Below are 24,959 nucleotides of genomic sequence, written 5' to 3' on the forward strand. Positions count from 1 at the left end.
ACTAAACAAACAGACAAACGAAGAAAAGAATACTCAATGTGAGAGCTTGTTTTTAGATTAAAGAACGAAAAAATAGAGAAGACAGAAAATCAACAAGATTTTCCCGACGACCATAGTGCTGTGGTGCTACCTGACTCCATACCGAACTCAGAAGTAAAACGCAGTAACGTCGATGGTAGTGTGGTGATTCGCCATGTGAGAGTAGAGCATCGTCGGGTTATTAATTTAGGAATCCCCTTAAGTAGAGATACTTAAGGGGTTTTTGTTATTTTGAGGTTTGGTATTTATAACAGGGATAGATTATTGATAGATTTTAGCTTTGCAAAAAAATGAAGAAAAAGGACCGCTTGTTATTGAGAGAGAAAAGAAAAATTAGGGCAAGCAGGTGTTTTTGGTGAGATTTACAGCATACGAAATGCTCACTTCNGCTTGTTATTGAGAGAGAAAAGAAAAATTAGGGCAAGCAGGTGTTTTTGGTGAGATTTACAGCATACGAAATGCTCACTTCTGAACCATAAAAAAACCTCTCAACTTGAGAGGCTTTTTATTCACAAAAAGATAGTTTGATTACCAATAAGCACGTACACCAACAACTGTTGTGTAATTACGTGATTTTGATGTTTTAACATCATTGGTATAGTTTTTAGCTCGGGTTGCTTGCCATTCAACAAAACCTTTTAAGTGTTTTGGAATAACGTAGTATTCTGTACCCACCATAAACTGGTTTCTTTTCACTTTAGTATCATTAGCTAAACCAGCTGCATTTAACTTGTTTTCTTTGTACGCATACATAGTATAGGCATTCCATTGATCGGTTAAACGATGGAGTAACACAGTGCGAACTTCTTTTTCGATACGTTTGTGACCGATAGCATTTTGATCTTCCGTTTCACGGCGTTCTAAATCTAAGCCAACGGTCGTTTTTCCATAGATATAGGCTGTGCCAAAAGCAAATGCTGTACGCTCGTAGTTGCCGATTGATTGTTCAAAACGTTCACGAGTCGTACCGGTTGCTAATTTTAGGCTTTGGTTATCATCAATCTTATAGTTATAGATTGCTGCAGCGCCCCAAACGTCTTTACGTTCATTTGCTAAATCTAAGTTATTATTTCCACGTTGGCTATTGCCACCATAGAATACACCTAGTTTTAAGCCATCAATACCTTTGTAAACATATTGAAGTGTACGGCGTGAAGCAGAATTTAATAAACCATCACTTAAGCTTAATGTATTTGGTAAATCAGTTTGTCTTACTTCATCAGCAATATTTGTCATATTACCGTAAGTTAATTCACCGTATTGTTTATGACCGATACCAGCATAGAGCTGATGAGTATAAAGATGATCGAAATTGTGCTGAGAACTTGAATCACCACGCATACGCCATTCAATACGGCCTAGTGCGTAGAAACCGTGACCAACTTGTTGGGTTAAACGGAAGCCGAAACGAGAGCTGTTGTTATCTACTGCGTGGTTGATGTGCTGACGGGTAGTTTCACCATTTACCGGTGAAACTTTATCTGATGTGCTTTCCCATTTGATGCGAGCAGAACCAATAAAGTCAAGCTGTGTCTCTGTCTCTTTATGCTCATAGATAGTAACTGCAGAAGCTGCATTTGCTACTAGAGCGGAAGCTAAAATAGCTAATGTTGTTTTTTTCATAAGATCACTCCATTTGAAATAAAATATAAAAAGAGAGATTAGTTTATGTGAAGATACTATCCTGAGCAATATTCTTTTGTTAGTTTATATAATGATTGGCTATAATAGATCCATTATAAATTACCAATAGATTTTGAGATGAAAGAAAAAGCACCTATTATTGGATTAGTAGCAGGAGAGGTATCTGGCGATATTCTCGGAGCGGGGCTAATTAAAGAGCTAAAAAAGCATTATCCGAATGCTAAATTTATTGGAGTAGCAGGCCCGAGAATGATTTCTGCAGGTTGTGAAACGCTATTTGATATGGAAGAGCTTTCAGTAATGGGCTTGGCTGAAGTGGTTAAACACTTACCACGATTACTAAAACGCCGTAAGCAAGTGATTGACGAAATGCTTCAATTAAAGCCTGATATTTTTATTGGCATTGATGCACCAGATTTTAACTTAACCGTTGAAGAAAAACTGAAAGCGAATGGCATTAAAACGATTCACTATGTTAGCCCCTCTGTGTGGGCGTGGCGTCAAAAGCGGGTATTTAAAATTGCGAGAGCGACTAATTTGGTATTAGCATTTCTGCCATTTGAGAAAGCGTTCTATGATAGGTTTAATGTACCTTGCCGTTTTATTGGGCATACAATGGCAGATGCGATTCCTTTAGATCCAAGCCGTTCGCAATCCTGTTTATCGCTTAATATTGATGAAAGTAAACGCTATATGGCAATTCTGGTGGGGAGTAGGGGGAGTGAAATCCAGTTTTTAGCTGAGCCATTTTTAAGAACAGCTCAGCTTTTAAAGGCTCGTTTTCCTGATTTGCAATTCTTAGTGCCAATGGTAAATGAAAAACGAATTGCACAATTTAATGAAATTAAAGTCCAAGTTGCTCCAGAGTTAGAACTTAACATTATTCAAGGTAAAGCTCGTGAGGCGATGATTGCAGCGGAATGCACTCTCTTAGCGTCTGGTACGGCAGCATTAGAAGCAATGTTGTGTAAATCGCCAATGGTGGTGGGTTATAAAATGAAACCGCTTACTTATTGGCTGGCAAAGAGGCTAGTTAAGACGGACTATATTTCTCTGCCTAATTTGCTTGCTCAAGAACTTCTTGTGCCAGAGCTAATCCAAGAGGAGTGTAATCCAGAGAATTTAGCAAAACATTTAGCGGTTTTTCTTGCAGAGGATACAGAAAGCCAAGCTAAAAAGGCAGGTTTAAAACAGCGATTTTTTGAGTTGCACAAGTCAATTCAATGTAATGCAGACGAGCAAGCGGCTCAAGCGGTTATCGATTTATTAAATGGCTCTACAAGCGGTCATATTTATTAATTTTTTTGCAAAAAGGAAGAAGTATGTGGAAAGAAGTTTTACTTAATTATGGTATTTTCTTATTAGAATTATTGACGGTTTTCGGCATTGTTGCAGTGGTGGTAATGTTGATTTTGGAATCGAAAAAGCAAACTGAAAACGGTACAGTATCCATTACCAATTTAACGAAAAAATATAAGGAACAGCAAAAATCGCTTGCAGGCTTTTTTTTGAGCGACGCTGAATTAAAATATCAAGAAAAGCAAGAGAAAAAAGCGGAAAAAGAGAAAGCAAAAGCGGAGAAAAAGCGTTTAAAAGAAGGTGGAGAAAGTGAAGAAGCTCCATCTCGCTTATTTGTGCTGAACTTTAATGGTGATATGATGGCTCACGAGGTCAATTCTTTACGCCGAGAAATTGATGCGGTAATCAGCCTTGCTAATCCTGAGAAAGATGAAGTATTGCTCAAGCTCGAAAGCCCGGGCGGTGTGGTTCACGGTTACGGGTTAGCAGCTTCGCAGCTGCAACGCTTGCGTGATCGCAACATTCCTTTAATTGCAGCGGTGGATAAAGTTGCGGCAAGTGGTGGCTATATGATGGCGTGTGTGGCAAATAAAATTGTGGCTGCTCCTTTTGCGGTGATTGGCTCGGTAGGGGTTGTGGCTCAAGTACCGAATATCCATCGTTTCTTGAAAAAGCACGATATTGATGTTGATGTGATGACCGCTGGCGAATATAAACGCACAGTAACTTTAGTGGGCGAAAATACGGAGAAAGGCAAGCAGAAATTCCAGCAAGAGCTAGAAGAAACCCATTCATTGTTTAAAGAGTTTGTGGCACAGAATCGTCCACAGTTGGATATTGAAAAGGTCGCAACAGGTGAACATTGGTTCGGGCAACAAGCGATTGAGTTAAATTTAGTTGATGAAATCGCAACCAGCGATGATCTGATTTTAAATGCAATCTTTGAGAAAGATGTGATTGAATTAAAATACAAAGAGAAGAAAACATTGAGCCAAAAAATTGGCAGACAAATTGAGCAATCTGCGGAAAATGTTTTAACTAAGCTCTTAAATAAAGGTCGTTCAACGATAATGTAATATTGAGCAAAAGGGCTAAACTTATCTAGTTCAGCCCTTTTTATTTTATGAATTATGTAATTTTTCTTGTTTGGTATGATAAAAATAGAGATAAATCAGCCCAATTGGAGCAATAAAAATTGCAAAGCTATAGCATAAGATCATAGTAAATAACTTCACAATTAAAACTAAAATCGCATTCGCAAAGAACACATTATTTCCGAAGATATAGTCAATAATGCTTTCATACACAAAACGTGCGTAAGGGTAAAGAAATTGGCTAATAATTAGAATGGTAAGAACGGGTATATTCCATTCGCCTGTTTTAGGGTGCTTTACGCCTGCGAAGATAAATAAGGCAAAAATCAGTAACCCAAATAAGAAATGCCTTAGATAGTAACTAAGTGATAATCCGCCAAATGTTTTTCGGATAAAGTTTGCCATTGTTTCTCCTTAATAATTAAAATGCTTGTGAGCAAAATCCTCATTTACCACTTCACTGTGCCTTCTAAAAGTCGCAATTCACGGAGGATAATATCCCGTGATGGATAGCGAGTGAGTTTGCTGAGTTCCTCTGAAAGCTCGTATTTTTGAGTGGAAGCATTATAGAGCCAATAACGGTAACCGCCAGCCTCAAAATCTCCCCCAACTTGCATGGCAATATCAAAATAGCCATCGAAGTTTAAATCAATATAGCGTGCTGCAAGCCCTTCTTGGTAAATATCATTTTTGTGTGATACTTCAATGGTTTGCAGTAACTGACGGCTTTCTCGTTCGAGAATGCGGATTTCATCAATCTTCACTCGGTTATAGGGTTGTGGCTCTCCCCAAAATTCGATCAAATGTTGAGGGCGATCAGGCTGCCAAAAAAGCGATCCAAAGGTTAATTTTTCAACATTTTGACTTGGCAGATGGTGTAGCTTTGCTTCAAAGCGGTTAAGATGAGGCGTTAGCTTTCCTGCTATTTTATATTCAGACGGTTTTTCTCCTCCGCCCAGCTCAAAAGAACTTAATGTAAAATCTAGCCCTTTTTGATTGCCTCGAAAATGCAAACTATTGGTTGTGCCAACCCAATAGAGAATACCGCCAGATCGCCAATCGCCTGTGTGTAAATTCAGGATATATTTGTCGTCGTTAGAAATCAGATCTCGCTCTGCCCATAACTGCACATTCAATTTTTCAATAGCGTGGGAATAGGTGCTAAGTAGCAATCCAAATAATAAAAAATAACGCTTCATATTTTTCCTTAAAGAAAAGCGGCACGATTTGCAAATTTTTTACAAAATCGTACCGCTTGTCAATTATTCTTCCACCACGAAGCAAGCAATCTTTGTGCCGTCTTTGTAGGTTTTTAACTCAGGTCGTTCAACATAGCAACGATCTGTAGCAAAACGGCAACGGGCATTGAAAGCACAACCTTTTGGTGGTTTAAGCGGGCTTGGCAGCTCGCCTGTTAGCTTAATGCGTTCACGACGTTGATTTGGATCTAAACGTGGTGTTGCTGAAAGCAAGGCTTGTGTATAAGGGTGGCGAGGATTACTAAAAATCGTTTTCGTATCTCCTTGCTCAACACAACGCCCTAAATACATTACCATCACTTCATCGGCAATATGTTCCACAACGGATAAATCGTGAGAAATAAACACATAAGATAAGCCCATTTCTTCTTGCAGATCCATCATCAAGTTAAGCACTTGGGCTCTAACCGAAACGTCTAATGCAGAAACAGGTTCATCAGCCACTACAATGTCGGGTTGTAACATTAAGCCACGAGCAATCGCAATTCGCTGACGTTGTCCACCCGAGAACATATGCGGATAACGGTCATAAAATTCAGGCTTTAAGCCCACTTTTGCCATCATTTCTAATACTTTTTCTTTACGCTGTTTTGCGGATAAGTCAGTATTAATAAGTAAAGGCTCTTCCAAAATTGCTCCCACTTTTTTACGAGGGTTGAGTGAGCTATAGGGATTTTGGAATACAATTTGAATTTTTTTACGGCGTAGCTGAGCGGTTTCTTTATCATTTACTAAGAAATTCTGCCCGTTGTAGAATAATTCGCCTTCAGTGGGGCTTTCAATCATTGTGAGCATTCGCCCCAATGTTGATTTTCCACAGCCCGATTCGCCTACAATCGCCAATGTTTTGCCACGCTCAAGCGTAAATGATACGCCATCAACCGCTTTAACGAGTTTTGGCGGTACGAACATTCCCTTTTTGACGGGGTAGTATTTTTTTAAATTAATCGCATCTAATAGCGGTGGAGATTGATTATTTTCGTTCATTCTTTTTCCTTCTCGGAAAACCGTAGGGTCGCAATGCTTGCGACCACAAGCGGTGCATTTTACAAAATTTTTTGCAAGTTAAAGATACAGCGGATGCCAATATAGCGTCTTATATTGTTGGATTACCTTGCTCACTCAACGGATAATGGCATTTTACCTGTCTGCCGTTGATAATCTGCATTAGGGGCTCTTCAACACGGCATTTCTCCGTTGCATACGGGCAGCGAGGATTGAGCAAACAGCCCTGTGGTCGGTCATATTTACCCGGTACAACACCTGGCAGAGATTGCAAGCGAGATTTACCTTCGGCAAATTCAGGTAAGGCTTTCAGCAACGCTTGGGTGTAAGGGTGAAGCGGTGAGCTGAAAATTTCTTCTGCTTTCCCTTCTTCAACCACTTGCCCTGCATACATTACGATAATACGATGAGCCGCTTCGGCAACCAGTGCCAAGTCGTGCGTAATCAAGATCAACGCCATATTCTCTTTGCGTTGTAGTTCTAGCAGTAAGTCGATGATCTGTGCTTGAATGGTTACATCAAGTGCAGTTGTTGGCTCATCAGCAATCAATAATTTAGGGTTACAGGCAATCGCCATTGCAATCATTACTCGCTGACTCATACCACCTGAAAGTTGGTGCGGATACACCTCTAAACGAGATTCAGGATCTGGAATACCCACCATTGTGAGTAGCTCAATCGCTCGCTCACGGCGGCTTGCTTTTGAACCACCTTGATGGACTTTCAACGCTTCCATAATCTGATAGCCAACGGTATAGCTTGGGTTGAGGCTAGTCATTGCATCTTGGAAAATCATAGACACATCAGCCCCGACAATTTGTTGCTTTTCCTTTGGTTTTAATGCCAACAAATCATTGCCATTAAAGTGTAAATTTTCTGCCATTACACGGCCGGGAAAGTCAATTAAGCCCATAATCGCGAGGGAGCTGACCGATTTCCCTGAACCTGATTCGCCTACAATGCCTAATACTTCGCCTTCATTGACTTCGTAACTTACTCGATCTACCGCTTTAAATGGCGTTTTTTCATCGCCAAAATGGACGGAAAGCTGATTAACAGTTAATAATGCCATCTTGTCTCTCCTATTGTTTTAGTTTTGGATCGAGAGCATCACGCAAGCCATCGCCCATTAAGTTGAATGCTAATACTAACGATAAAATCGCCAAACCCGGAATGGTTACTAACCAGTTTGCTGATTGCATAAAGCCACGAGATTCGGCAAGCATCGTTCCTAGTTCAGGTGTTGGTGGTTGAGCCCCAATACCTAAGAAGCCGAGTGCAGCGAGTTCTAAAATCGCATTTGAAATACCCATCGTCATTTGTACGATAAGCGGAGCTAAACAGTTTGGCAAGATAACCACAAACATTAAACGCAACACACTTGCTCCTGCTACACGGGAAGCGGTTACATAATCACGGTTTTTCTCACTTAATACTTGAGCTCGAGTTAAACGCACATAGCTTGGAATAGAAACTGCCGCAATCGCAATGGCTGCGTTAGTCAGCGATGGACCAAGAATGGTTACCACGCCAATGGTTAAAAGCAAGCTTGGAATGGCAAGCATAATATCTACAAATCGCATAATGATGATATCAAGCATACCGCCGTAATAACCTGCAATTAAGCCTAAAATTACGCCGAATACAAAAGAAAGTAGCACAATGATTAAGCCGATAAAGACAGATAATCTTGCACCGTAAATAATACGAGACAGAATATCACGCCCGATATCATCAGTACCGAGTAAATGAGCGGAATTTCCCCCTTCAAACCAAGCGGGTGGCAATAATAATGCACTACGGTTTTGTTCGATTGGATCAAATGGGGCAACCCAAGGTGCGAACACGCAAGCAACAAAGACTATAGCAATAAAGGTAAGTCCGATTAATGCACCTCGATTTTGACAAAAATAGTACCAGAACTCCTGTAGCGGCGTTTTTGGTTTAGGTGCAGACAATGTTATTGAAGACATTCATCACTCCAAAAATAAAATGAGCCCAAATCCTAAAGTACAAGCGGTTGTTTTCAGATATTTTTTGCAACCGCTTGTTAGCTTGTTATGAATGGCGGATTCTTGGGTTTACAATACCGTAAATTAAATCTACGGTTAAATTAACTAAAATAATAATAGTGGCAATGATTAACACAGAGCCTTGTAATACAGGGTAATCACGGCTGTTGATGGCATCAATGATCCATTTGCCGATGCCCGGCCACGAGAAGATATTTTCGGTTAAAACCGCCCCTGACAAAAGTTGCCCTACAATCAAGCCCACTACGGTTACCACAGGAATTAATGCATTTCTCAGGGCGTGAACAATCACAATACGAGTGGTGTTCAAGCCTTTCGCTTTAGCGGTGCGGATATAATCTTCGCCTAGCACCTCAAGCATTGAGGAACGGGTCATACGGGTAATGACCGCAAGTGGAATTGTACCTAATACGATAGCAGGCAGAACCAAGGATTTTATTGCGGCTAAAAACGCACCTGGTTCGTTTGAACGCCAAGTATCAATCAGCATAAAACCTGTTTCGGCTTCAATCCAATATTCAGACGGCAAACGCCCCGAAGCAGGTAATCCTAATGGGGTAGAAACATAAAGGATTAGCACCAAACCCCACCAGAAAATCGGCATTGAATAGCCAGTCAGTGAAAGCGTGGTAACGGTGTGTGAAATCCAAGACTCTTTTTTAACCGCTGCAATCACGCCTAAGAAGATCCCTAAAATAAGCGACCAGAGCAAGGCGAAAAATGCCAGCTCAACCGTTGCAGGGAAAAGGGTAAAAAATTCTTTTAATACAGGTTCGTTATTACGAAACGATCTGCCAAGATCGCCTTGTAGCACGCCACCGATATAACTGAAATATTGTTCAAACAACGGTCGGTTTAAACCGAGCTGTTCCATCATCTGTTGATGAACTTCGGGTGATAATCCACGTTCTCCCATTCGAATCTCAATTGGATCGCCGGGGATAAAATGCACAAGGGCAAAAGTAATTAAAGTAATGGCGATAAAGGTGGGGATCACCATTAATATGCGTTTAAGGATAAATTGGAACATAATGAAAATATCTGTACAACTTATTGTACTATTAGATTAATTAGTAGGAGCGGGTCCTGTACCCGCCCGTTATATCCGCATGTATTCGGGCGGGCACAGGGCCCGCCCCTACAATAGTAACGACAAGCGGTCAAAATTTGCAAAAAATCTGCAAAATTCCACCGCTTGCAGGCAGATTATTTATCTGCAAGTTCTACGTTGTAGAAGTCATGTAAGCCAAATGGGCTCATTACATAACCTTTTACTTCTTTACGCACAGGGAAGTAAACCGTTGAGTGAGCAATGGTAACCCAAGGAGCTTGCTCTTTAAAGATCACTTGAGCTTGTTTATAAAGCTCGGTACGTTTTTCTTTGTCGCTTTCTTGAGCTGCACCAATTACCACTTCTTCAAACGGTTTGTGGCAGAATTTAGCATAGTTTGAACCTGCTTCAACCGCTGAACAGCTTAATAATGTGTTTAAGAAGTTGTCTGGGTCGCCGTTGTCACCTGTCCAACCGATCATTGACGTTGCTGCTTCGCCTTGACGTAAACGTTTGAGGTATTCGCCCCATTCGTAGCTCACGATTTTCGCATTCACGCCCACTTTTTTCCAGTCTTCTTGGATAAGTTCAGCCATACGACGTGCATTCGGGTTGTACGGACGAGCTACTGGCATTGCCCAAAGTTCGGTGGTAAAGCCGTTCTCAAAACCTGCTTCTTTTAATAACGCTTTTGCTTTTTCAGGGTTGTAGTCATAGTCTTGAATTGCTTCATTGTAGCTCCACATTGTTGGTGGAATTGGGTTTTTCGCAACTTGACCAGCACCTTGATACACCGCATCAACAATTGCTTGTTTGTTCACAGCGTGGTTTAACGCTTGGCGAACTTTTTGGTTATCTAACGGCTTGATTGATGAGTTCAATGCAAGATAGCCTACGTTCATACCTGATTGGCTCATTAACTCAATATTAGCATCTTTTTTCAGTGTTTCGATATCCGCAGGGTTAGGATACGGCATTGCGTGGCATTCGCCTTTTTGTAATTTCGCTAAGCGTACAGACGCATCTGGGGTAATCGCAAACACTAAGCGGTCGATTTTCGCCTTTCCTTGCCAGTAGTTTTCAAAGGCTTTGTAACGAACCGTTGCATCTTTTTGGTAATCCACAAATTGGAATGGGCCACTACCGATTGGATTGGTATCAATACGCTCCGGTTTACCTGCTTTTAATGATTGTTCTGCATATTCCGCAGAATAAACAGCGTTAAAATCCATCGCTAAGTTTGCTAAGAATGGTGCATTTGGCACTTTTAAGCTAATTTTAACGGTGTGATCGTCCACTTTTTCCACTTTATCAATGATATTTTGCATATCCATACCGATAAAGTATTCATAGTTTCCGCCTGATACTTTGTGGAATGGGTGGTTCGGGTCAAGCTGACGATTAATTGAGAATAATACGTCATCTGCATTTAAATCACGGCTTGGTTTGAATTCTTTATTATCGTGGAATTTCACGCCTTTACGCAGATGGAAAGTATAGGTTTTACCATCTTCAGAAATATCCCATTTTTCTGCTAATGATGGGATAACATTGGTTGTGCCTTCTTCAAAATCCACTAATTTGTTATAAATAGGGCGAGCATTGGCATCAATACTTGCACCGTCTGTGACTAATACTGGGCTCATTGCTGATGGAGAGGCTTCTAAACAATAAACGAAAGTTTTTGGTGCTGCCACTGCTGTTGCAGAGCCTGCAATCGCCATAGCAATTAACGAAAGTTTAGCTAGGTGTTTCATTTTCACTCCTTGAGTTTTATTTATAGGTTGAATTACTTTTTTTATGTGAAGTTCTGAATATACAATTTTTTTAGCGAACTGCAATCTTTTTTTAACAAATAGAGGTAGGACTTTATTAAAATTTACAAATGAAAGCTAATTGAGCAATTTATGCTTCTCAAAATAGCGGTTTTCCGATATTCTTACAGAGTTTTGATGGCTGGCTTTAAGGAATATTTTGCAGTTACCTCTACCGATTTATCAAATTGATGAAGACACTTTCGATAATTTCTATGCAGAAAATAGCGAAGTGTTGCTTGAATCTCTCAAACGGAATTTTGCCGATGTACAACAGCCGTTTTTCTACATTTGGGGCGAAAAAAGCTGTGGTAAAAGTCATCTGTTAAAAGCCGTGAGTAATCACTTTCTTTTAAACCAGCAAACCTCAAGCTATATTCCACTCAAAAAAGCCTATTATTTCTCGCCATTGGTTTTAGATAATGCCGAGCTGCTGAATGTGATTTGTTTAGATGATATTCAAGCCATTGCTGGCGATGAGGAGTGGGAACTGGCTATTTTCAACTTATTCAATCAAATTCGAGAGCAACAAGGGCTATTTAGTGATGGTATAAAGACCTTGTTGTTAATTAGTGCGGATTGCCCGCTACATCAATTAAATATTAAGCTGCCAGACTTGCGCTCCCGTTTAACGTGGGGAGAGGTGTATCAATTAAGCGATCTTACTGACGAGCAAAAATGCCATATTTTGCAAGCCAATGCACACCAAAAAGGGATAGAGCTTTCTGATGAGGTTGCTCATTTTCTGCTGAAAAAAATCGGCTCGGATTTGGAAGAGCTATCCAAAATATTAGATAAATTAGACCACGCATCGCTCCAAGCTCAGCGAAAATTAACTATTCCTTTTGTAAAAGAAACCCTTTCTCTATAACAAGCGGTTTGATTCTTATCAAAATTTTCAAAAATTTTTGAAAATTTGACCGCTTGCTACCTCTAAATAAGTAACTTATTTGCTACGTTAAAAGAATAGCTTATGTTACACTTCAGCTAAAATTTTTCTTCCTACTGAATTATGATGAACCTAACAGCCCAATATCAGCTTAAATTGCAGAGCATTGCTTGTGAGCGAGGAGAAACCCGTTTATTTGAAGGGTGTAACCTTATTGTAAACAGTGGTGATTGGGTGCAGATTGAAGGGCATAATGGTATTGGGAAAACCAGCCTGTTACGTATTTTAGCCGGGCTTTCTTTACCTGCTGAAGGCGAGGTGTTGTGGAATGATATCCCTATTCAAAAGCAACGTGATGAATACTATTCGGAACTCTTTTATTTAGGGCATTATTCGGGTGTGAAGCCGGAACTGACTGCGTGGGAGAATTTACGTTTTTTCCAAAAGGTGCAACAGCTACCTCAAGATGATGAGTCGTTGTGGGAGGCATTGAATAAAGTTTCCCTTATCGGGCGAGAAGATTTGCCTTGCTCTCAATTATCTGCCGGGCAACAACGGCGTGTGGCTCTGGCGAAATTATGGCTTACGCAGGCGAAACTTTGGATTTTAGATGAACCCTTTACCGCTATTGATAAAAAAGGGGTAGCGGATTTGATTTCTCATATCGAACAGCATTGTGAAAAAGGCGGATTAGTGATTTTCACCAGTCACCAAGCAGCAGACAGTGATAAAGTAACGATTATTTCCTTAGATCAGTTTAAAGTATGATTCTATTTAGCATTATTCAGCGTGAATTAACCATTGCTTTTCGCAAACCATCGGAAATTTTAAATCCGCTTTGGTTCTTTTTAATGGTTATTACTGTATTCCCGATTTTAATGGGGCCGAATCCTGAATTATTAGGTAAAATTGCCGGAGGTATTGCGTGGGTAGCGGCACTGCTTTCCGCCTTACTTTCTTTTGAACGTTTATTCCGAGATGATTATTTAGATGGTTCATTAGAGCAATTAATGTTATTGCCTGTTGGATTACCGCAAGTTGCATTAGCGAAAGTGGTTGCTCACTGGGCTTTAACGGGCTTACCGCTGATTTTACTTTCACCGATTGCGGCAATTTTACTTTCGCTTGAAACGCACGTTTGGTGGGCATTGGTGCTAACTTTGTTACTTGGCACGCCGATTTTAAGCTGCTTAGGTGCGATAGGTGTAGCATTAACAGTTGGCTTACGCAAAGGTGGAACATTACTCAGCTTATTAATTTTACCACTGTTTTTACCTGTGCTGATTTTTGCTGCAGCGGTGCTAGAAGCTGCCACGTTAAATATGGGCTACAGCGGACAACTTGCCATTCTTGGCGCAATTTTAGCAATTACCTTAACTTTTTCGCCGTTTACGATCGCCGGTGCATTAAGAATTAGTTTGAACTAAAACATCTTCTCTCCCTCAAGAGGGAGAGAGACCGAAAAACACCTCGTTCAAAGGTAAATTTTTCAGAGAGAGGGAAGGCGGTCGAATTATTGCGAAAATTTGCAAATTTCCCCTCTCCCTGATTTTCGCTTCTGAACGAAGCTCAAATCGTCCCTCTTCCGTAAACGGGCGAGGGGAGTTATTTACTTTGGAGAAATATATGTGGAAATGGCTACACCCTTATGCAAAATCTGAAACGCAGTATCATTTGCTAGGGAAAATCCAACCGTTTTTAGGTTGGCTAAGTTTGATTATGCTCACGGTTGCTTTTGTATGGGGGTTGGCATTTGCGCCAAAAGATTACCAACAGGGCGATAGCTACCGTATTATCTTTATCCATGTTCCGGCAGCAATTTGGTCGATGGGCGTGTATGGTTCAATGGCGGTGGCAGGATTAGTGGCGTTAGTATGGCAGATTCGCCAAGCGAATTTAGCGATGATCTCAATGGCACCTATCGGTTTAGTTTTCGCCTTTATCTCTCTTGCCACAGGAGCGATTTGGGGAAAACCAATGTGGGGAACTTGGTGGGTGTGGGACGCACGCTTAACCTCAGCCTTAGTGCTTTTCTTCCTTTATATTGGGGTAATGGCTCTTTATTCAGCGTTTCAAGATAAACAAACGGGGGCAAAAGCTGCAGCAGTGCTTTCTGTGGTTGGGGTAATTAACCTGCCGATTATTCACTTCTCTGTGGAGTGGTGGAATACGCTACATCAAGGAGCAACTATTACTAAGTTCGACAAACCATCAATGGCGGTTGAAATGCTTATTCCGCTATTATTGGCGATTTTAGGCACACTTATTTTTACAGCGTGGTTTAGTATTTGGCGTTATCGTATCGCATTATTAAAAGATGAGCGTAATCGCCCTTGGGTTAAAAATTTAGCGAAATCAGCATAAGAAAGCAGGAGATAGAAATGACATTTCAATTTGAATCAATCAGCGATTTCTTCGCAATGGGTGGCTACGGTTTCTACGTATGGCTCTCTTATGCGGTTACTTTTATTGCGGTAGGTGGCTTGATTTGGTTAAGCCGCCGTGAACACAGGGCAATTTTAGCCCAAGCGAAAAAAGAGTTGGCAAGAGAAGAAAAGCTCAAACAGTCATATTAATAGTGCAAATACAAGTGGTTAAAAAACGTTAAAATTTTGCAAATATTCTATTAATACTTCTTTATAGGTATTTAATTTGAGAAATCGCAAAACTTCCTTTGAATATGAGGAATATTTTGCGGTTTTTTGTTATTCTTATAATAGCTTATTTTTTGAATATTTTTGATGCAATTTGCATCTGTTTTTGAGGGTGATTACGATGAATCCAAGACGAAAATCAAGATTGAAAGTAGTACTTTCAGTATTGCTTGGGCTTTCTGTGGCAGCAGGATTGACACTTTATGCGTTAAGCCAAAATATCGATCTTTTCTACACGCCATCTGAAATTGTCAATGGTAAAAATGATGATCCTAAACAAAAGCCAGAAGTCGGACAGCGTATTCGTGTGGGCGGAATGGTTGTGGAAGATACGGTTAAACGTGATGATAAAACCTTAAAAGTGGTATTTGATTTAAACGATGTTGGACCTTCCATTACTGTGGAATACGAGGGCATTTTGCCTGATTTATTCCGTGAAGGGCAGGGCATTGTGGCACAAGGTGTGCTCATTGAGCCGACTCGTTTAAAAGCAACGGAAGTATTGGCAAAACACGATGAAAACTATATGCCACCTGAATTAGGTGATAAATTGAAAGATCAACATAAAAAATCAGGTGTTTCAGAGCAAGATTTAAAAGGCGAATCGGAAACGGATCGCAAAATGAAAGCAGAAGCTGAAGCCCAAAAAGCCAATACACAAGGGGAAACTAAATGATTGCAGAATTAGGCAATTATGCTTTGGCACTCGCTTTAGCTATTTCTGTATTATTGGCAATTTTACCGATTTGGGGAGCAGAAAAGCAAAATAGCACCTTAATTGCTCTTGCCCGCCCGATGACTTGGGCAATGTTTTTGGCATTGACTGTCTCTTTTGGTTCGCTGTTTTATCTGTTTGCGGTGAATGATTTTACCGTGCAATATGTGGTGAACAACTCAAATAGCCGTTTGCCGCTTGAATATCGATTATCGGCAGTATGGGGTGCGCACGAAGGATCGCTCTTACTGTGGGTTTGGTTGCTTTCACTTTGGTCTGTAGGTGTTGCGGCGTTTACTCGCAAAATGCCCGAAGAAGCGGTAGCAAGAGTGCTGGGACTGATGGGATTAATTAGCATTGGTTTTCTGGTATTTGTTATTTTTACCTCAAATCCATTTGATAGAACTTTCCCTAATTTCCCTGTTGATGGCAAAGAATTAAACCCGATGTTGCAAGACGTGGGTTTAATTTTCCACCCACCATTACTTTATATGGGCTATGTGGGCTTCTCGGTTGCTTTTGCATTTGCGATTGCTTCATTAATGACAGGTCGATTAGACACTGCTTGGGCAAGATGGTCTCGCCCGTGGACGATGGCAGCGTGGGTATTTCTAACACTCGGCATCGTACTTGGTTCTTGGTGGGCATACTACGAATTAGGCTGGGGTGGCTGGTGGTTCTGGGACCCAGTTGAAAACGCCTCACTTATGCCGTGGATTGCAGGAACAGCACTCATTCACTCATTAGCGGTTACTGAAAAACGAGGCACATTCAAAGCGTGGACGGTGTTATTGGCTATTCTTGCCTTCTCACTCTGTTTGGTAGGAACATTCTTAGTGCGTTCAGGCATTTTAGTTTCCGTTCACGCATTCGCCTCAGATCCAACGAGAGGTTTATATATCTTAGCTTACCTTGTTATTGTGGTGGGCGGCTCATTATTGCTATATGCGTTTAAAGGTTCCCAAATTAAAAGCTTGGATAACTACGAACGCTATTCACGGGAAACAATGCTATTAATCAATAATATTTTATTGATGGCGTTTTTATCGGTGGTGTTTTTAGGTACATTATTACCGCTTGTTCACAAACAAATCGGTTTAGGCACAATCTCAATCGGCGCACCGTTCTTCGACCAGATGTTCTTAATTTTAATGGTACCTTTCTCCTTTGTATTGGGTATCGGACCGTTAGTGAAATGGCGTAGAGACCAAGTTTCAGCTATTCGTAAACCAGTTATTATTGCCACTATTTTAATGGCTCTGCTTGGTTTTGGCTTGCCGTATTTATTCCGTAATACCATTACCGTGACTGTGGTGTTAGGCACGATGATGTCTGTCTTTATTGTGTTACTTAGCCTGTATGAGCTACATCAACGTGCAACCCATCGCCACTCGTTCTTAAACGGCATTTTCAAACTGTCCCGTTCACATTGGGGAATGGTGCTGGCTCACTTAGGGGTAGCGATGACGGTGTTTGGCATTGCATTTAGCCAAAATTTCAGCATTGAACGTGATGTCAGAATGAATGTGGGCGATAAAGCCGAGATTTTGGATTACCAATTTGAATTTAAAGGTATTAAAATCACCGATGGGGCAAACTATCAAGGTGGTACAGCCGAGCTTGAAATTACCCGCAATGGCAAATATGAAGCTACGCTTAATGCAGAAAAACGTTTCTATAACGTGAGCCGAATGGGTATGACCGAAGCGGCAATCGACTGGGGCTTTACTCGTGATTTATACGCAGCCTTAGGCGAAAAGCTAGAAGATGATTCTTGGGCGGTTCGCTTATACTACAAACCATTCATTCGCTGGATTTGGATTGGCGGGCTGTTTATGGCTCTCGGTGGTTTACTCTGTATGTTGGATAAACGCTACCGTTTACGCATTGAAAATAAAAAAGAGGCTGTTGCTTAAATAACCAAAAGGGCGAACATAATTGTTCGCCCTATTTTTACTGATGGCATTTCTCATAAAGCGGTAATAAGTCTCGAATGGTCTGATAGATAAATTCCACCGCATCAATATTATCAAGTTCTTCCTTTTCCACATTCCGCCCGATGCACCAAAAATCCTCATCATCTGCTAAAATTAATTCTTGAGCTGAAATCTGGCTGACTTTTCTGAAATCATCATATTCACTCTCTTTACCGTTCCAAATATCAAATTCCCTATATTTTTCCCAATCAATATTTTCCCACCACTGATTATATTGCTGCACATTAATTTGCGAACGATCAGCCCGATAGCAGTGCCAATCAAGGCATACTTGCAAACGACGGCGGTTTAGAATAACCGAAATAATCGCTGCCGAGTTTTTATTAAATTCATACTTATAGTAAGTGAAAAAATGGGCTCGAACCTGCCAGCCATTACACCAACGCTCAATATGTGGCTCGCTAAACGGCTGCCCAAGTTGGTGAGCAATGTCTAGATGTAGCTTTTTCCAAATTTCCCAATGAGCCTTGTAATCCGCTTTAATACGAGGAATTTCTTCAGGGCAATATTTTTTCATCTGAGCAAATTGGAAGAACGGAATATTGAATAAATCGCACGATGTTGAGCTAAGCATAAACTCTCCTTAAACCTACAAGCGGTTGTTTTTCTCCGGGAATTTGCAAATCTCCGTGCAAAAACAATCGCTTGTGATTTTTTATTCTTTAATGATAGAGGTAAAATCAGACCATTGCTCAATGCGAAATGCTCGGATATCTCTAACTGAACGAGGAAACCATTCCATTGCTTTTAACGCATTCATTGCTTGGAACAAATTTGCCATATTTTCATCATTATTGATATATAAGCTACCTTGAACACGTTCAAAACCAAATTTTTTAAGTGTTATACCAATATCGGTATAGGCTTGAGTTACCCCTTTAGGGTGGTTTTCTTCAGTATCTGCAACAACTAAATCAAATGAAATTGCGTACATTTTTACTCCGCATTAGGATCTTTCAATAATTTAGATAATTTATACTTTTCTTGTTCGCCTGTTTGAATCAAGGTGATATTAACTAAAATATCACCATCTGCTAATACTTGATCAGGTTCGCCAACTTGGTACGGAATACCATAATTACCAAAAGTTTTAATTGTGCCGACAGGTATTTGATTTACTTCCATTCTGTCTGTTTTCCTCCTAACGATTTTCCAATAAAGCAATAATCTTTTTAAGCGATTGAATTTCTTGGTCTTTTTGGAGCAATAATGAGTCTTTATATGATATTAGTTCATCTTTATGAGAAAGGGATAATTTTAACTTCTCAATTTCAAGTAGAGTTGCCTCACTAATATTGCCATAGTTTGTGTAAATATAATCGCTGTTATCATTCATACAAAAAATAACGCCTTTGTCAGAATCAACAAGATCAGACAAATTCATATTAAAAATTTGGGCAATTTGCACTAATTTATCGTAATGTAATTTTGTTTCGCCTCGCTCAATTTTAGCGTAGCCACTTAATGACATATTCATCTTATCCGCCATTTCTTCCTGCGACCATTGACGAATTTCTCGCATTAAACGGATTTTATCGTGCATTCCCATTGATTTATTTCCTCACAAATTGAGCAATTCTAATGACAAATTAGGTGGTTTTTTGTCTTGTTTGATTCTGGTTGAAAATAAGGTTTTTTCTTAGAATTTTCCTGCATTTTGTAATGCAAACAATGTTATTTTCACACATTTAGAGGGACTTATCTATGAAAAAATTAGGAAAATTATCCGTATTAGTCGTTACAGCTCTTTTTGCTACAGGTTGTGCAACGATTGTTAGCGAAAGCACTTATCCCGTAAATATTAAATCGACACCAAGTGGGGCTTCTTTTACGATTAAGAATAGAGCGGGAGAACAAGTTTCACAGGGCGTAACACCGCAAATTGTTACATTAAAAGCTGGTGCTGGTTATTTCAAAGGTGAGAAATACCAAATTACCTTTACAACACCAAGTACATTTGAAGGTAAAGGTAAAAAACGTAAAGAAGTTGCAGGAACAACTCGGACGATTGAACTGGATACCAGTTTAGATGGTTGGTATTTAGGTGGTAACTTACTGTTCGGTGGATTAATTGGTTACTTAATTTTAGATCCTTTGACAGGTGCAATGTATAAATTACCTGAAGAAGTGAATGCAGATTTAGGAGCAACCTCAGCTGAGCGTACATTGAATATTTTATCGATTGAAACACTTACTGCTGAACAGAAATCAAAATTACAGCCAATTAATTTATAAGGAATATGAAATGAATCAAATTCTAGGTGTTGCATTTGCTTTTATTTGTCTATCTGTTCCAGCATTTGCAAAAGCTACCTCCTTTACAGGTTTTTATTTTGGTAGTGAGTTAACTACAACTAAGCATACTTTTTCTGTTCCTTATTCTGAACTTGGGTATTCTTCAATAGGTGGTAATTTTACTGCTAATGGCTCGAATGGAACAAGATTTGGAGTTAAGACTGGTTATGGCTTTAACTTGGGATCTACTGATTTTGTAGGACAAGCAGAGGCAAGTTTCGCTTTCTCGAATGCAAAAACGAAATCTGAGTTAGGAACTGTTACAAAAGAGCAATTTGCAACAAGCATGGCTTATTTACAAGGCTATCGCCTTTTAGGCAATTTTTTACCCTATGTAAAAGTGAGTCTAAATGTAAGTTCATTTGATGTAAATAATGATGCTGTTTATGGGAATCGAGCTGTAATTAAAAATCCAGGAGCTTATGGCGTTGGTATCGGTGCAGGAATGAAATATGCAGCTACACCAGACTTTGATATTGGGGTTGAATATCATAAAGCTAATTTAAAAGGTCAAAATGATATTAGAATTAAAACTAAGAATATCACTTTAAGTGGCTCCTACCATTTTTAGCTTAATTATTGAAGCGGTTGTTTTTCCTCAGAATTTGCAAATTACTAGCTAAAAACAACCGCTTGTCTTTTTATCAGCGTTCGTAAATAAACTCTACGCCTTCGTCATCTTCTTCGGTCCAATCATCGTCCCAGTCGTCCCAATCTTCTTCGACAGGGTTTTGCATTGCCTCATTGTGGTAGTCTTCCCATTTGAATTTCACTTCTTCCGCTTCTTTATTTTCTTCTTCTACTTCACGCGGGTTCGCTTCGATGAAGTCCATAATATCACGGGTGAGGGCTTGCACGTTTTGACCTGTAGCAGCAGAAATCAAGTAGTAATCGTCTTCCCAGCCGATTTGTTCAGCGATTTCTTTTGCTCGTTCCGCCGCTTCTTCTTCGCCAATGGTGTCAATTTTATTGAACACTAACCAAATTGGTTTTTCGGCTAACTTTTCGCTGTATTGATAAAGCTCGGATTCAATCACAGAAATATTGTGAGCAGGATCGCTTTCGTCAATCGGCATAATATCCACTAAGTGAATTAAAATGCGACAACGCTCTAAGTGTTTTAGGAAGCGAATTCCTAAACCAGCTCCTTCCGCAGCCCCTTCAATTAAGCCGGGAATATCCGCCACCACAAAGCTGCGATCTGAGCCAACACGAGCCACGCCTAAACTTGGCACAAGGGTAGTAAATGGGTAATCAGCCACTTTCGGTTTTGCCGCAGATATGCTGCGAATAAAGGTGGATTTCCCCGCATTGGGTAAACCAAGCATACCCACATCAGCAAGTAACATTAACTCTAATAACAGATCACGTTTTTCGCCCAGCGTACCATTGGTTTTCTGGCGTGGCGCACGGTTTACTGATGATTTAAAGCGAGTGTTACCTAAACCGTGATAGCCGCCTTTAGCCACCAACATTTTCATACCGTGTTTAGTTAAATCGCCAAGCACTTCTTGAGTGTCGTTATCGATAGCACGGGTACCAACAGGTACTCGTAAAGTAATATCGTTACCACGATGACCTGTACAACCTGCACTACGACCATTTTCGCCACGCCCTGCGGCATAACGTTTCTCGAAACGGTAGTCGATAAGTGTGTTCAGGTTTTCGTCAGCGATTAAGTAAACATCACCACCATCGCCGCCATCGCCACCGTCTGGGCCCCCTTTCGGGATATATTTTTCACGGCGGAAGCTCACACAGCCATTTCCACCATCGCCTGCTTCAACACGAATCAGGGCTTCGTCAATAAATTTCATTTTACATTGTTCCTTATAAATATCTCCCCTCTTTAGATAAAGAGGGGCTGGGGGAGATTTGATTACGATACTAAAATTTCGTATAAGGTTAGAATTAGCTCTGCCAAATCTCCCCTACCCCCTCTTTGCTAAAGAGGGGAACTATTCTTACATCTTCTCTACTGTTTTAATGCCTAATAGATCCAACCCTTGTTTCAAGGTTTTTGCCGTTAATGCTGCTAGTTTTAAACGGCTGTTTTTGGTTTCTTCTGCCGCATTTAAAATTGGGCAAGCCTCGTAGAAGCTCGAGAAACTACCTGCTAATTCATATAAGTATTGGCATAAAATATGCGGCATACCGTCTTTTGCTACACCATTTAAGGCTTCTTCAAACTGAAGCAATTTTACCGCTAAGGCACGCTCTTTAGGTTCATTGAGTTGAATAGAACCACTTAAGCCGTTTTCATCAATGCCTGCACGGGCAAAGATAGAGCGGATACGAGTGTAGGCATATTGCATATAAGGCGCAGTGTTACCTTCAAAAGTTAGCATATTATCCCAATCAAAAACGTAGTCTGTTGTACGGTTTTTCGATAAATCAGAATATTTTACCGAGCCGATTGCTACCGCTTCAACCACTGCCGCTTTTTCTTCTGCGGTTAAATCGGTAGAACGCTCAGAAATTAATTCATCTGCACGCTCAACGGCTTCATCTAATAAATCTTTCAGTTTAACTGTGCCACCGCTACGAGTTTTGAACGGCTTACCGTCTTTGCCTAACATCATTCCGAAGAATGGGTGTTCAAGGCTGAAACTCTCTGGCACATAACCTGCTTTGCGAGTAATTAACCACGCTTGTTGCATATGTTGAGCTTGGCGGCTGTCTGAGAACACTAATGCACGATCTGCTTTTAGCGTTTCATAGCGATATTTTGCTGCCGCAATGTCGGTGGTGGTGTAAAGGAAACCACCATCTTTTTTCTGCACAATCACGCCCATTGGGTCGCCATCTTTATTTTTAAATTCATCGAGGAAAACCACTAAAGCACCGTCATCTTCCACCGCTAAGCCTTTGGCTTTTAAATCCGCCACAATTTCAGGCAACATTGGGTTGTAGAGGCTCTCGCCCATCACATCTTTTTCGGTGAGCGTAACATTTAGGCGATTGTAGTTCTCTTGATTGTGGTGCATTGTAATATCGACTAATTTTTTCCACATCGTTAAGCAATATTCATCGCCGCTTTGTAATTTCACCACATAGTTACGGGCTTTTTCGGCGAATGCTTCGTCTGAATCATAATGCTCTTTTGCCGCACGGTAGAAGGCTTCTAAATCGCTTAACTCCATTTCGCTGGCGTGTTCGTTTTCCATTTTTTCAAGGTAAGCGATCAGCATACCGAATTGAGTTCCCCAGTCGCCAACGTGGTTGGCACGAATCACGTTATTGCCTAAGAATGCTAAGGTGCGGACTACCGCATCGCCAATAATGGTCGAACGTAAATGCCCGACGTGCATTTCTTTCGCCACGTTCGGCGAGGAATAGTCGATCACAATCGTCTGCGGATTTGCAGTTTTTATGCCAAAATTGACCGCTTGCAAGGCATTGTTAGTGTTCTCCGCCAGCCATTCCGGGTTTAAGAAAATATTGATAAAGCCCGGCCCTGCAATTTCTAATTTATCGGCAATGCCGTTTAAATTGGCGTTATCTAACACTTTCTGAGCAAATTCACGCGGGTTCATACCTAATTTTTTCGCCGCACCCATCGCACCGTTTGCTTGATAGTCGCCAAATTCTGGCTTGCCTGATTGGCGAACTAATGGCTCAACATTGCTCTCTGTACCACTTGCCACCATTGCCTGTTTAATTTTATCTGATAAAATTTGTTGAATATTCACTGATTTAACCTATTAAATTTTATTTGCAAAAAATGAACGAGATTATAGCAGAAAATGCAAAATTTTTCGAGAAAATGACCGCTTGTTTTGGCGATTTATCGCAATTTGAACAGAAAATCCGACAAATTGCCGAAATCGCCGGTATTGATTTAGCAGCGTATGAAATCGATCACCTTGCGCTAAGAATGAACCAAACTGAAACCGCAGAGCAGTGGAAAGCCATTTTACTCGAGGAGGCAACCTTACTTAAAGAGAGTGAGGTGAACGGCAGACCGATAGGGTTATTTACCTTAACACAAGCGGTAGAATTTTACGGACAATTTGTAAATATTGTTGAGTTGCCTTTTCCGAAAGATAAGATTTATCCGCAAGAAGGTTGGGAACATATTGAGATAGTGTTTCCGTTTTTAGGTGGAGAAAGTGTAGAACAGTGGGTGGAACGTGCTATTTCTCATTTTAATTTAGCTAATAATACTGAGCTTAAACTTAAAATTAGTCAGCCTAAAGCGGAAGTGGAGTCATTACCGAATCCAAGTATTGCTATCAGCTTGAGAAATGTAACTTTTTGTAATCCTTATTGTCTAAAGCTGCACCCTTATGATATAAACAGCATAATTATGTCAGAAATGTAATTTTTAGGTTTTTAGGAGAATTAAAATGAGAAAATTAGCTTTAGCAGTGGCGTTAATGTCAAGTTTTGTGTTAGTTGGCTGTGCAAATACAGATGTTTATAGTGGCAGCGTTTACACGGGTAATCAAGCAAAAGAAGCTCGTTCTATCGCTTATGGCACAATTTTATCTGTGCGTGATGTTAAAATTCAAGCAGATAGTCAAGGTGTGATTGGTACTGTTGGCGGCGGTGTATTAGGCGGTATTGCCGGTAGCACTGTTGGTGGCGGTACAGGCCAAGCTATTGCAACAGCAGTAGGTGCGATTGCAGGTTCTGTAATCGGTAATCAAGTAGAACATAAAGCGAGCCAAGTTTCTTCATTAGAAATGGTAATTCGCAAAGATGATGGTAAAGAAATCGTGGTCGTTCAGAAGAAAGAAGACGGTTTTGTGCCTGGTAAACGTGTGAGAATTGTAGGATCTAACTCAGATATGAATGTGTCTCTTCTTTAATTTCAGTATTTTTTAGGTTTTTCTTGAGGATATAATAATGAGAAAACTTTCTTTAGCTGTATTAGCGTCATTAACTCTAGCTGCTTGTACCGCGGATGTTTATTCTGATAAAGGTAATGCAACAGTGTTATCAAGTAAACCATTATCAAATAAAGTAGTTGAATTAGTTGTTCAACGCGATAATGGCGAAACAGTAACTTTAACTCGTGAATATGATGCTCACGCAGCAATTGGTGCTCGTGTTCATTTAGCTGATGAAATTAAAAACCAAGACGAAGATTTAAAAACAATCAGACGTTATGAGTTTAAATAATCAGTATTTATAATGCTATATAAAAACTGCCCCAAAATGAAAAT

28 protein-coding genes and 1 rRNA gene are annotated in these 24,959 nt (G+C 40.3%); 15 read left to right on the plus strand and 14 right to left on the minus strand.

Going from position 1 to position 24,959, the window contains the following annotated elements:
• Nucleotides 1-102 precede the first annotated feature (102 nt).
• Nucleotides 103-218: ribosomal RNA gene (gene rrf / locus ACERCF_RS06985) — 5S ribosomal RNA — on the plus strand.
• 349 nt (nt 219-567) lie between these two features.
• Here the strand turns inward: rrf and ACERCF_RS06990 are convergent.
• Nucleotides 568-1,662: a porin gene (locus ACERCF_RS06990; RefSeq protein WP_373625105.1), complete on the minus strand. Its 1,095-nt coding sequence runs from the start codon at nt 1,660-1,662 to the stop codon at nt 568-570.
• Between the two features lie 138 nt (nt 1,663-1,800).
• Here ACERCF_RS06990 and lpxB point away from each other — a divergent pair, with 138 nt between their 5' ends.
• Entirely contained in the window at nt 1,801-2,982 is a 1,182-nt protein-coding gene (lpxB, locus tag ACERCF_RS06995; RefSeq protein ID WP_373625106.1) for a lipid-A-disaccharide synthase, read from the plus strand.
• Nucleotides 2,983-3,005: 23 nt separating this feature from the next.
• Complete coding sequence (gene sohB / locus ACERCF_RS07000; RefSeq protein ID WP_373625107.1) at nt 3,006-4,058, plus strand: protease SohB; 1,053 nt, start codon at nt 3,006-3,008, stop codon at nt 4,056-4,058.
• A gap of 45 nt (nt 4,059-4,103) precedes the next feature.
• On the opposite strand, the gene ACERCF_RS07005 is transcribed toward sohB, so the two are convergent.
• From ACERCF_RS07005 to ACERCF_RS07035, 7 genes are all read right to left on the minus strand, one after another.
• On the minus strand, nt 4,104-4,481 hold the full coding sequence (locus ACERCF_RS07005) for a hypothetical protein (protein ID WP_373625108.1): 378 nt from the start codon (nt 4,479-4,481) through the stop codon (nt 4,104-4,106).
• A 44-nt stretch (nt 4,482-4,525) separates the two neighbouring features.
• Entirely contained in the window at nt 4,526-5,275 is a 750-nt protein-coding gene (locus tag ACERCF_RS07010) for an XAC2610-related protein (RefSeq protein ID WP_373625109.1), read from the minus strand.
• Nucleotides 5,276-5,338: 63 nt separating this feature from the next.
• Nucleotides 5,339-6,322 (minus strand): peptide ABC transporter ATP-binding protein, encoded by a 984-nt coding sequence (locus ACERCF_RS07015; RefSeq protein WP_373625110.1) that lies wholly within the window; start codon nt 6,320-6,322, stop codon nt 5,339-5,341.
• Between the two features lie 109 nt (nt 6,323-6,431).
• The gene (gene dppD / locus ACERCF_RS07020; protein ID WP_373611836.1) at nt 6,432-7,412 is read right to left on the minus strand and encodes a dipeptide ABC transporter ATP-binding protein; all 981 of its coding nucleotides are present in this window, start codon (nt 7,410-7,412) and stop codon (nt 6,432-6,434) included.
• Between the two features lie 10 nt (nt 7,413-7,422).
• The gene (locus ACERCF_RS07025; RefSeq protein ID WP_373611837.1) at nt 7,423-8,313 is read right to left on the minus strand and encodes an ABC transporter permease subunit; all 891 of its coding nucleotides are present in this window, start codon (nt 8,311-8,313) and stop codon (nt 7,423-7,425) included.
• 85 nt (nt 8,314-8,398) lie between these two features.
• Nucleotides 8,399-9,403 (minus strand): ABC transporter permease subunit, encoded by a 1,005-nt coding sequence (locus ACERCF_RS07030; RefSeq protein ID WP_373611838.1) that lies wholly within the window; start codon nt 9,401-9,403, stop codon nt 8,399-8,401.
• A gap of 176 nt (nt 9,404-9,579) precedes the next feature.
• Nucleotides 9,580-11,181 carry an ABC transporter substrate-binding protein gene (locus ACERCF_RS07035; RefSeq protein WP_373625111.1) on the minus strand — a complete coding sequence of 534 codons (1,602 nt, stop codon included), beginning with the start codon at nt 11,179-11,181 and terminating at the stop codon, nt 9,580-9,582.
• Between the two features lie 217 nt (nt 11,182-11,398).
• Here ACERCF_RS07035 and hda point away from each other — a divergent pair, with 217 nt between their 5' ends.
• From hda to ACERCF_RS07070, 7 genes are all read left to right on the plus strand, one after another.
• The gene (gene hda / locus ACERCF_RS07040) at nt 11,399-12,109 is read left to right on the plus strand and encodes a DnaA regulatory inactivator Hda (protein ID WP_373625112.1); all 711 of its coding nucleotides are present in this window, start codon (nt 11,399-11,401) and stop codon (nt 12,107-12,109) included.
• Nucleotides 12,110-12,253: 144 nt separating this feature from the next.
• Nucleotides 12,254-12,895, plus strand: coding sequence for a cytochrome c biogenesis heme-transporting ATPase CcmA (ccmA, locus tag ACERCF_RS07045; protein ID WP_373625113.1), 642 nt, complete (start codon nt 12,254-12,256; stop codon nt 12,893-12,895).
• On the plus strand, nt 12,892-13,554 hold the full coding sequence (gene ccmB / locus ACERCF_RS07050) for a heme exporter protein CcmB (protein WP_373625114.1): 663 nt from the start codon (nt 12,892-12,894) through the stop codon (nt 13,552-13,554). Before ccmA ends, ccmB begins: the two co-directional genes overlap by 4 nt.
• 199 nt (nt 13,555-13,753) lie before the next feature.
• Entirely contained in the window at nt 13,754-14,491 is a 738-nt protein-coding gene (locus ACERCF_RS07055) for a heme ABC transporter permease (RefSeq protein WP_373611842.1), read from the plus strand.
• Nucleotides 14,492-14,508: 17 nt separating this feature from the next.
• Entirely contained in the window at nt 14,509-14,703 is a 195-nt protein-coding gene (gene ccmD / locus ACERCF_RS07060) for a heme exporter protein CcmD (protein WP_373625115.1), read from the plus strand.
• 199 nt (nt 14,704-14,902) lie between these two features.
• A complete protein-coding gene (ccmE, locus tag ACERCF_RS07065) occupies nt 14,903-15,457 on the plus strand; it encodes a cytochrome c maturation protein CcmE (protein ID WP_373611844.1) in 555 nt (184 codons plus the stop codon).
• The gene (locus ACERCF_RS07070) at nt 15,454-17,412 is read left to right on the plus strand and encodes a heme lyase CcmF/NrfE family subunit (protein WP_373625116.1); all 1,959 of its coding nucleotides are present in this window, start codon (nt 15,454-15,456) and stop codon (nt 17,410-17,412) included. Before ccmE ends, ACERCF_RS07070 begins: the two co-directional genes overlap by 4 nt.
• 37 nt (nt 17,413-17,449) lie before the next feature.
• Here the strand turns inward: ACERCF_RS07070 and ACERCF_RS07075 are convergent, their stop codons facing one another.
• The 4 genes from ACERCF_RS07075 to ACERCF_RS07090 all read right to left on the minus strand — a co-directional run bounded on the left by ACERCF_RS07075 (nt 17,450) and on the right by ACERCF_RS07090 (nt 19,042).
• Nucleotides 17,450-18,067, minus strand: coding sequence for an HI_0552 family protein (locus tag ACERCF_RS07075; RefSeq protein ID WP_373625117.1), 618 nt, complete (start codon nt 18,065-18,067; stop codon nt 17,450-17,452).
• An 81-nt stretch (nt 18,068-18,148) separates the two neighbouring features.
• Nucleotides 18,149-18,427, minus strand: coding sequence for a virulence factor (locus tag ACERCF_RS07080; protein ID WP_373625118.1), 279 nt, complete (start codon nt 18,425-18,427; stop codon nt 18,149-18,151).
• 2 nt (nt 18,428-18,429) lie between these two features.
• Complete coding sequence (locus ACERCF_RS07085) at nt 18,430-18,618, minus strand: DUF5397 family protein (RefSeq protein WP_373625119.1); 189 nt, start codon at nt 18,616-18,618, stop codon at nt 18,430-18,432.
• A 16-nt stretch (nt 18,619-18,634) separates the two neighbouring features.
• The gene (locus ACERCF_RS07090; RefSeq protein ID WP_373611849.1) at nt 18,635-19,042 is read right to left on the minus strand and encodes a helix-turn-helix domain-containing protein; all 408 of its coding nucleotides are present in this window, start codon (nt 19,040-19,042) and stop codon (nt 18,635-18,637) included.
• 155 nt (nt 19,043-19,197) lie between these two features.
• Between ACERCF_RS07090 and ACERCF_RS07095 the strand changes: the two genes are divergently transcribed.
• The gene (locus ACERCF_RS07095) at nt 19,198-19,728 is read left to right on the plus strand and encodes a hypothetical protein (protein ID WP_373625120.1); all 531 of its coding nucleotides are present in this window, start codon (nt 19,198-19,200) and stop codon (nt 19,726-19,728) included.
• 10 nt (nt 19,729-19,738) lie between these two features.
• Complete coding sequence (locus ACERCF_RS07100) at nt 19,739-20,359, plus strand: outer membrane protein (protein ID WP_373625121.1); 621 nt, start codon at nt 19,739-19,741, stop codon at nt 20,357-20,359.
• Between the two features lie 73 nt (nt 20,360-20,432).
• Here the strand turns inward: ACERCF_RS07100 and cgtA are convergent, their stop codons facing one another.
• Together cgtA and argS are read right to left on the minus strand one after the other, a co-directional pair.
• Entirely contained in the window at nt 20,433-21,605 is a 1,173-nt protein-coding gene (gene cgtA / locus ACERCF_RS07105) for an Obg family GTPase CgtA (protein ID WP_373625122.1), read from the minus strand.
• 147 nt (nt 21,606-21,752) lie between these two features.
• On the minus strand, nt 21,753-23,480 hold the full coding sequence (gene argS, locus ACERCF_RS07110; protein ID WP_373625123.1) for an arginine--tRNA ligase: 1,728 nt from the start codon (nt 23,478-23,480) through the stop codon (nt 21,753-21,755).
• A 32-nt stretch (nt 23,481-23,512) separates the two neighbouring features.
• Between argS and ACERCF_RS07115 the strand changes: the two genes are divergently transcribed.
• The 3 genes from ACERCF_RS07115 to ACERCF_RS07125 are packed head-to-tail and all read left to right on the plus strand — an operon-like array spanning nt 23,513 to nt 24,915.
• Nucleotides 23,513-24,112: a VOC family protein gene (locus ACERCF_RS07115; RefSeq protein ID WP_373625124.1), complete on the plus strand. Its 600-nt coding sequence runs from the start codon at nt 23,513-23,515 to the stop codon at nt 24,110-24,112.
• 25 nt (nt 24,113-24,137) lie between these two features.
• Entirely contained in the window at nt 24,138-24,602 is a 465-nt protein-coding gene (locus tag ACERCF_RS07120) for an outer membrane lipoprotein (RefSeq protein ID WP_373625125.1), read from the plus strand.
• A gap of 37 nt (nt 24,603-24,639) precedes the next feature.
• Nucleotides 24,640-24,915, plus strand: coding sequence for a putative periplasmic lipoprotein (locus tag ACERCF_RS07125; RefSeq protein ID WP_373625126.1), 276 nt, complete (start codon nt 24,640-24,642; stop codon nt 24,913-24,915).
• The last annotated feature ends 44 nt before the right edge of the window (nt 24,916-24,959 follow it).

Source organism: Mannheimia kashgarensis (assembly GCF_041807705.1).
Classification (GTDB): domain Bacteria; phylum Pseudomonadota; class Gammaproteobacteria; order Enterobacterales; family Pasteurellaceae; genus Mannheimia.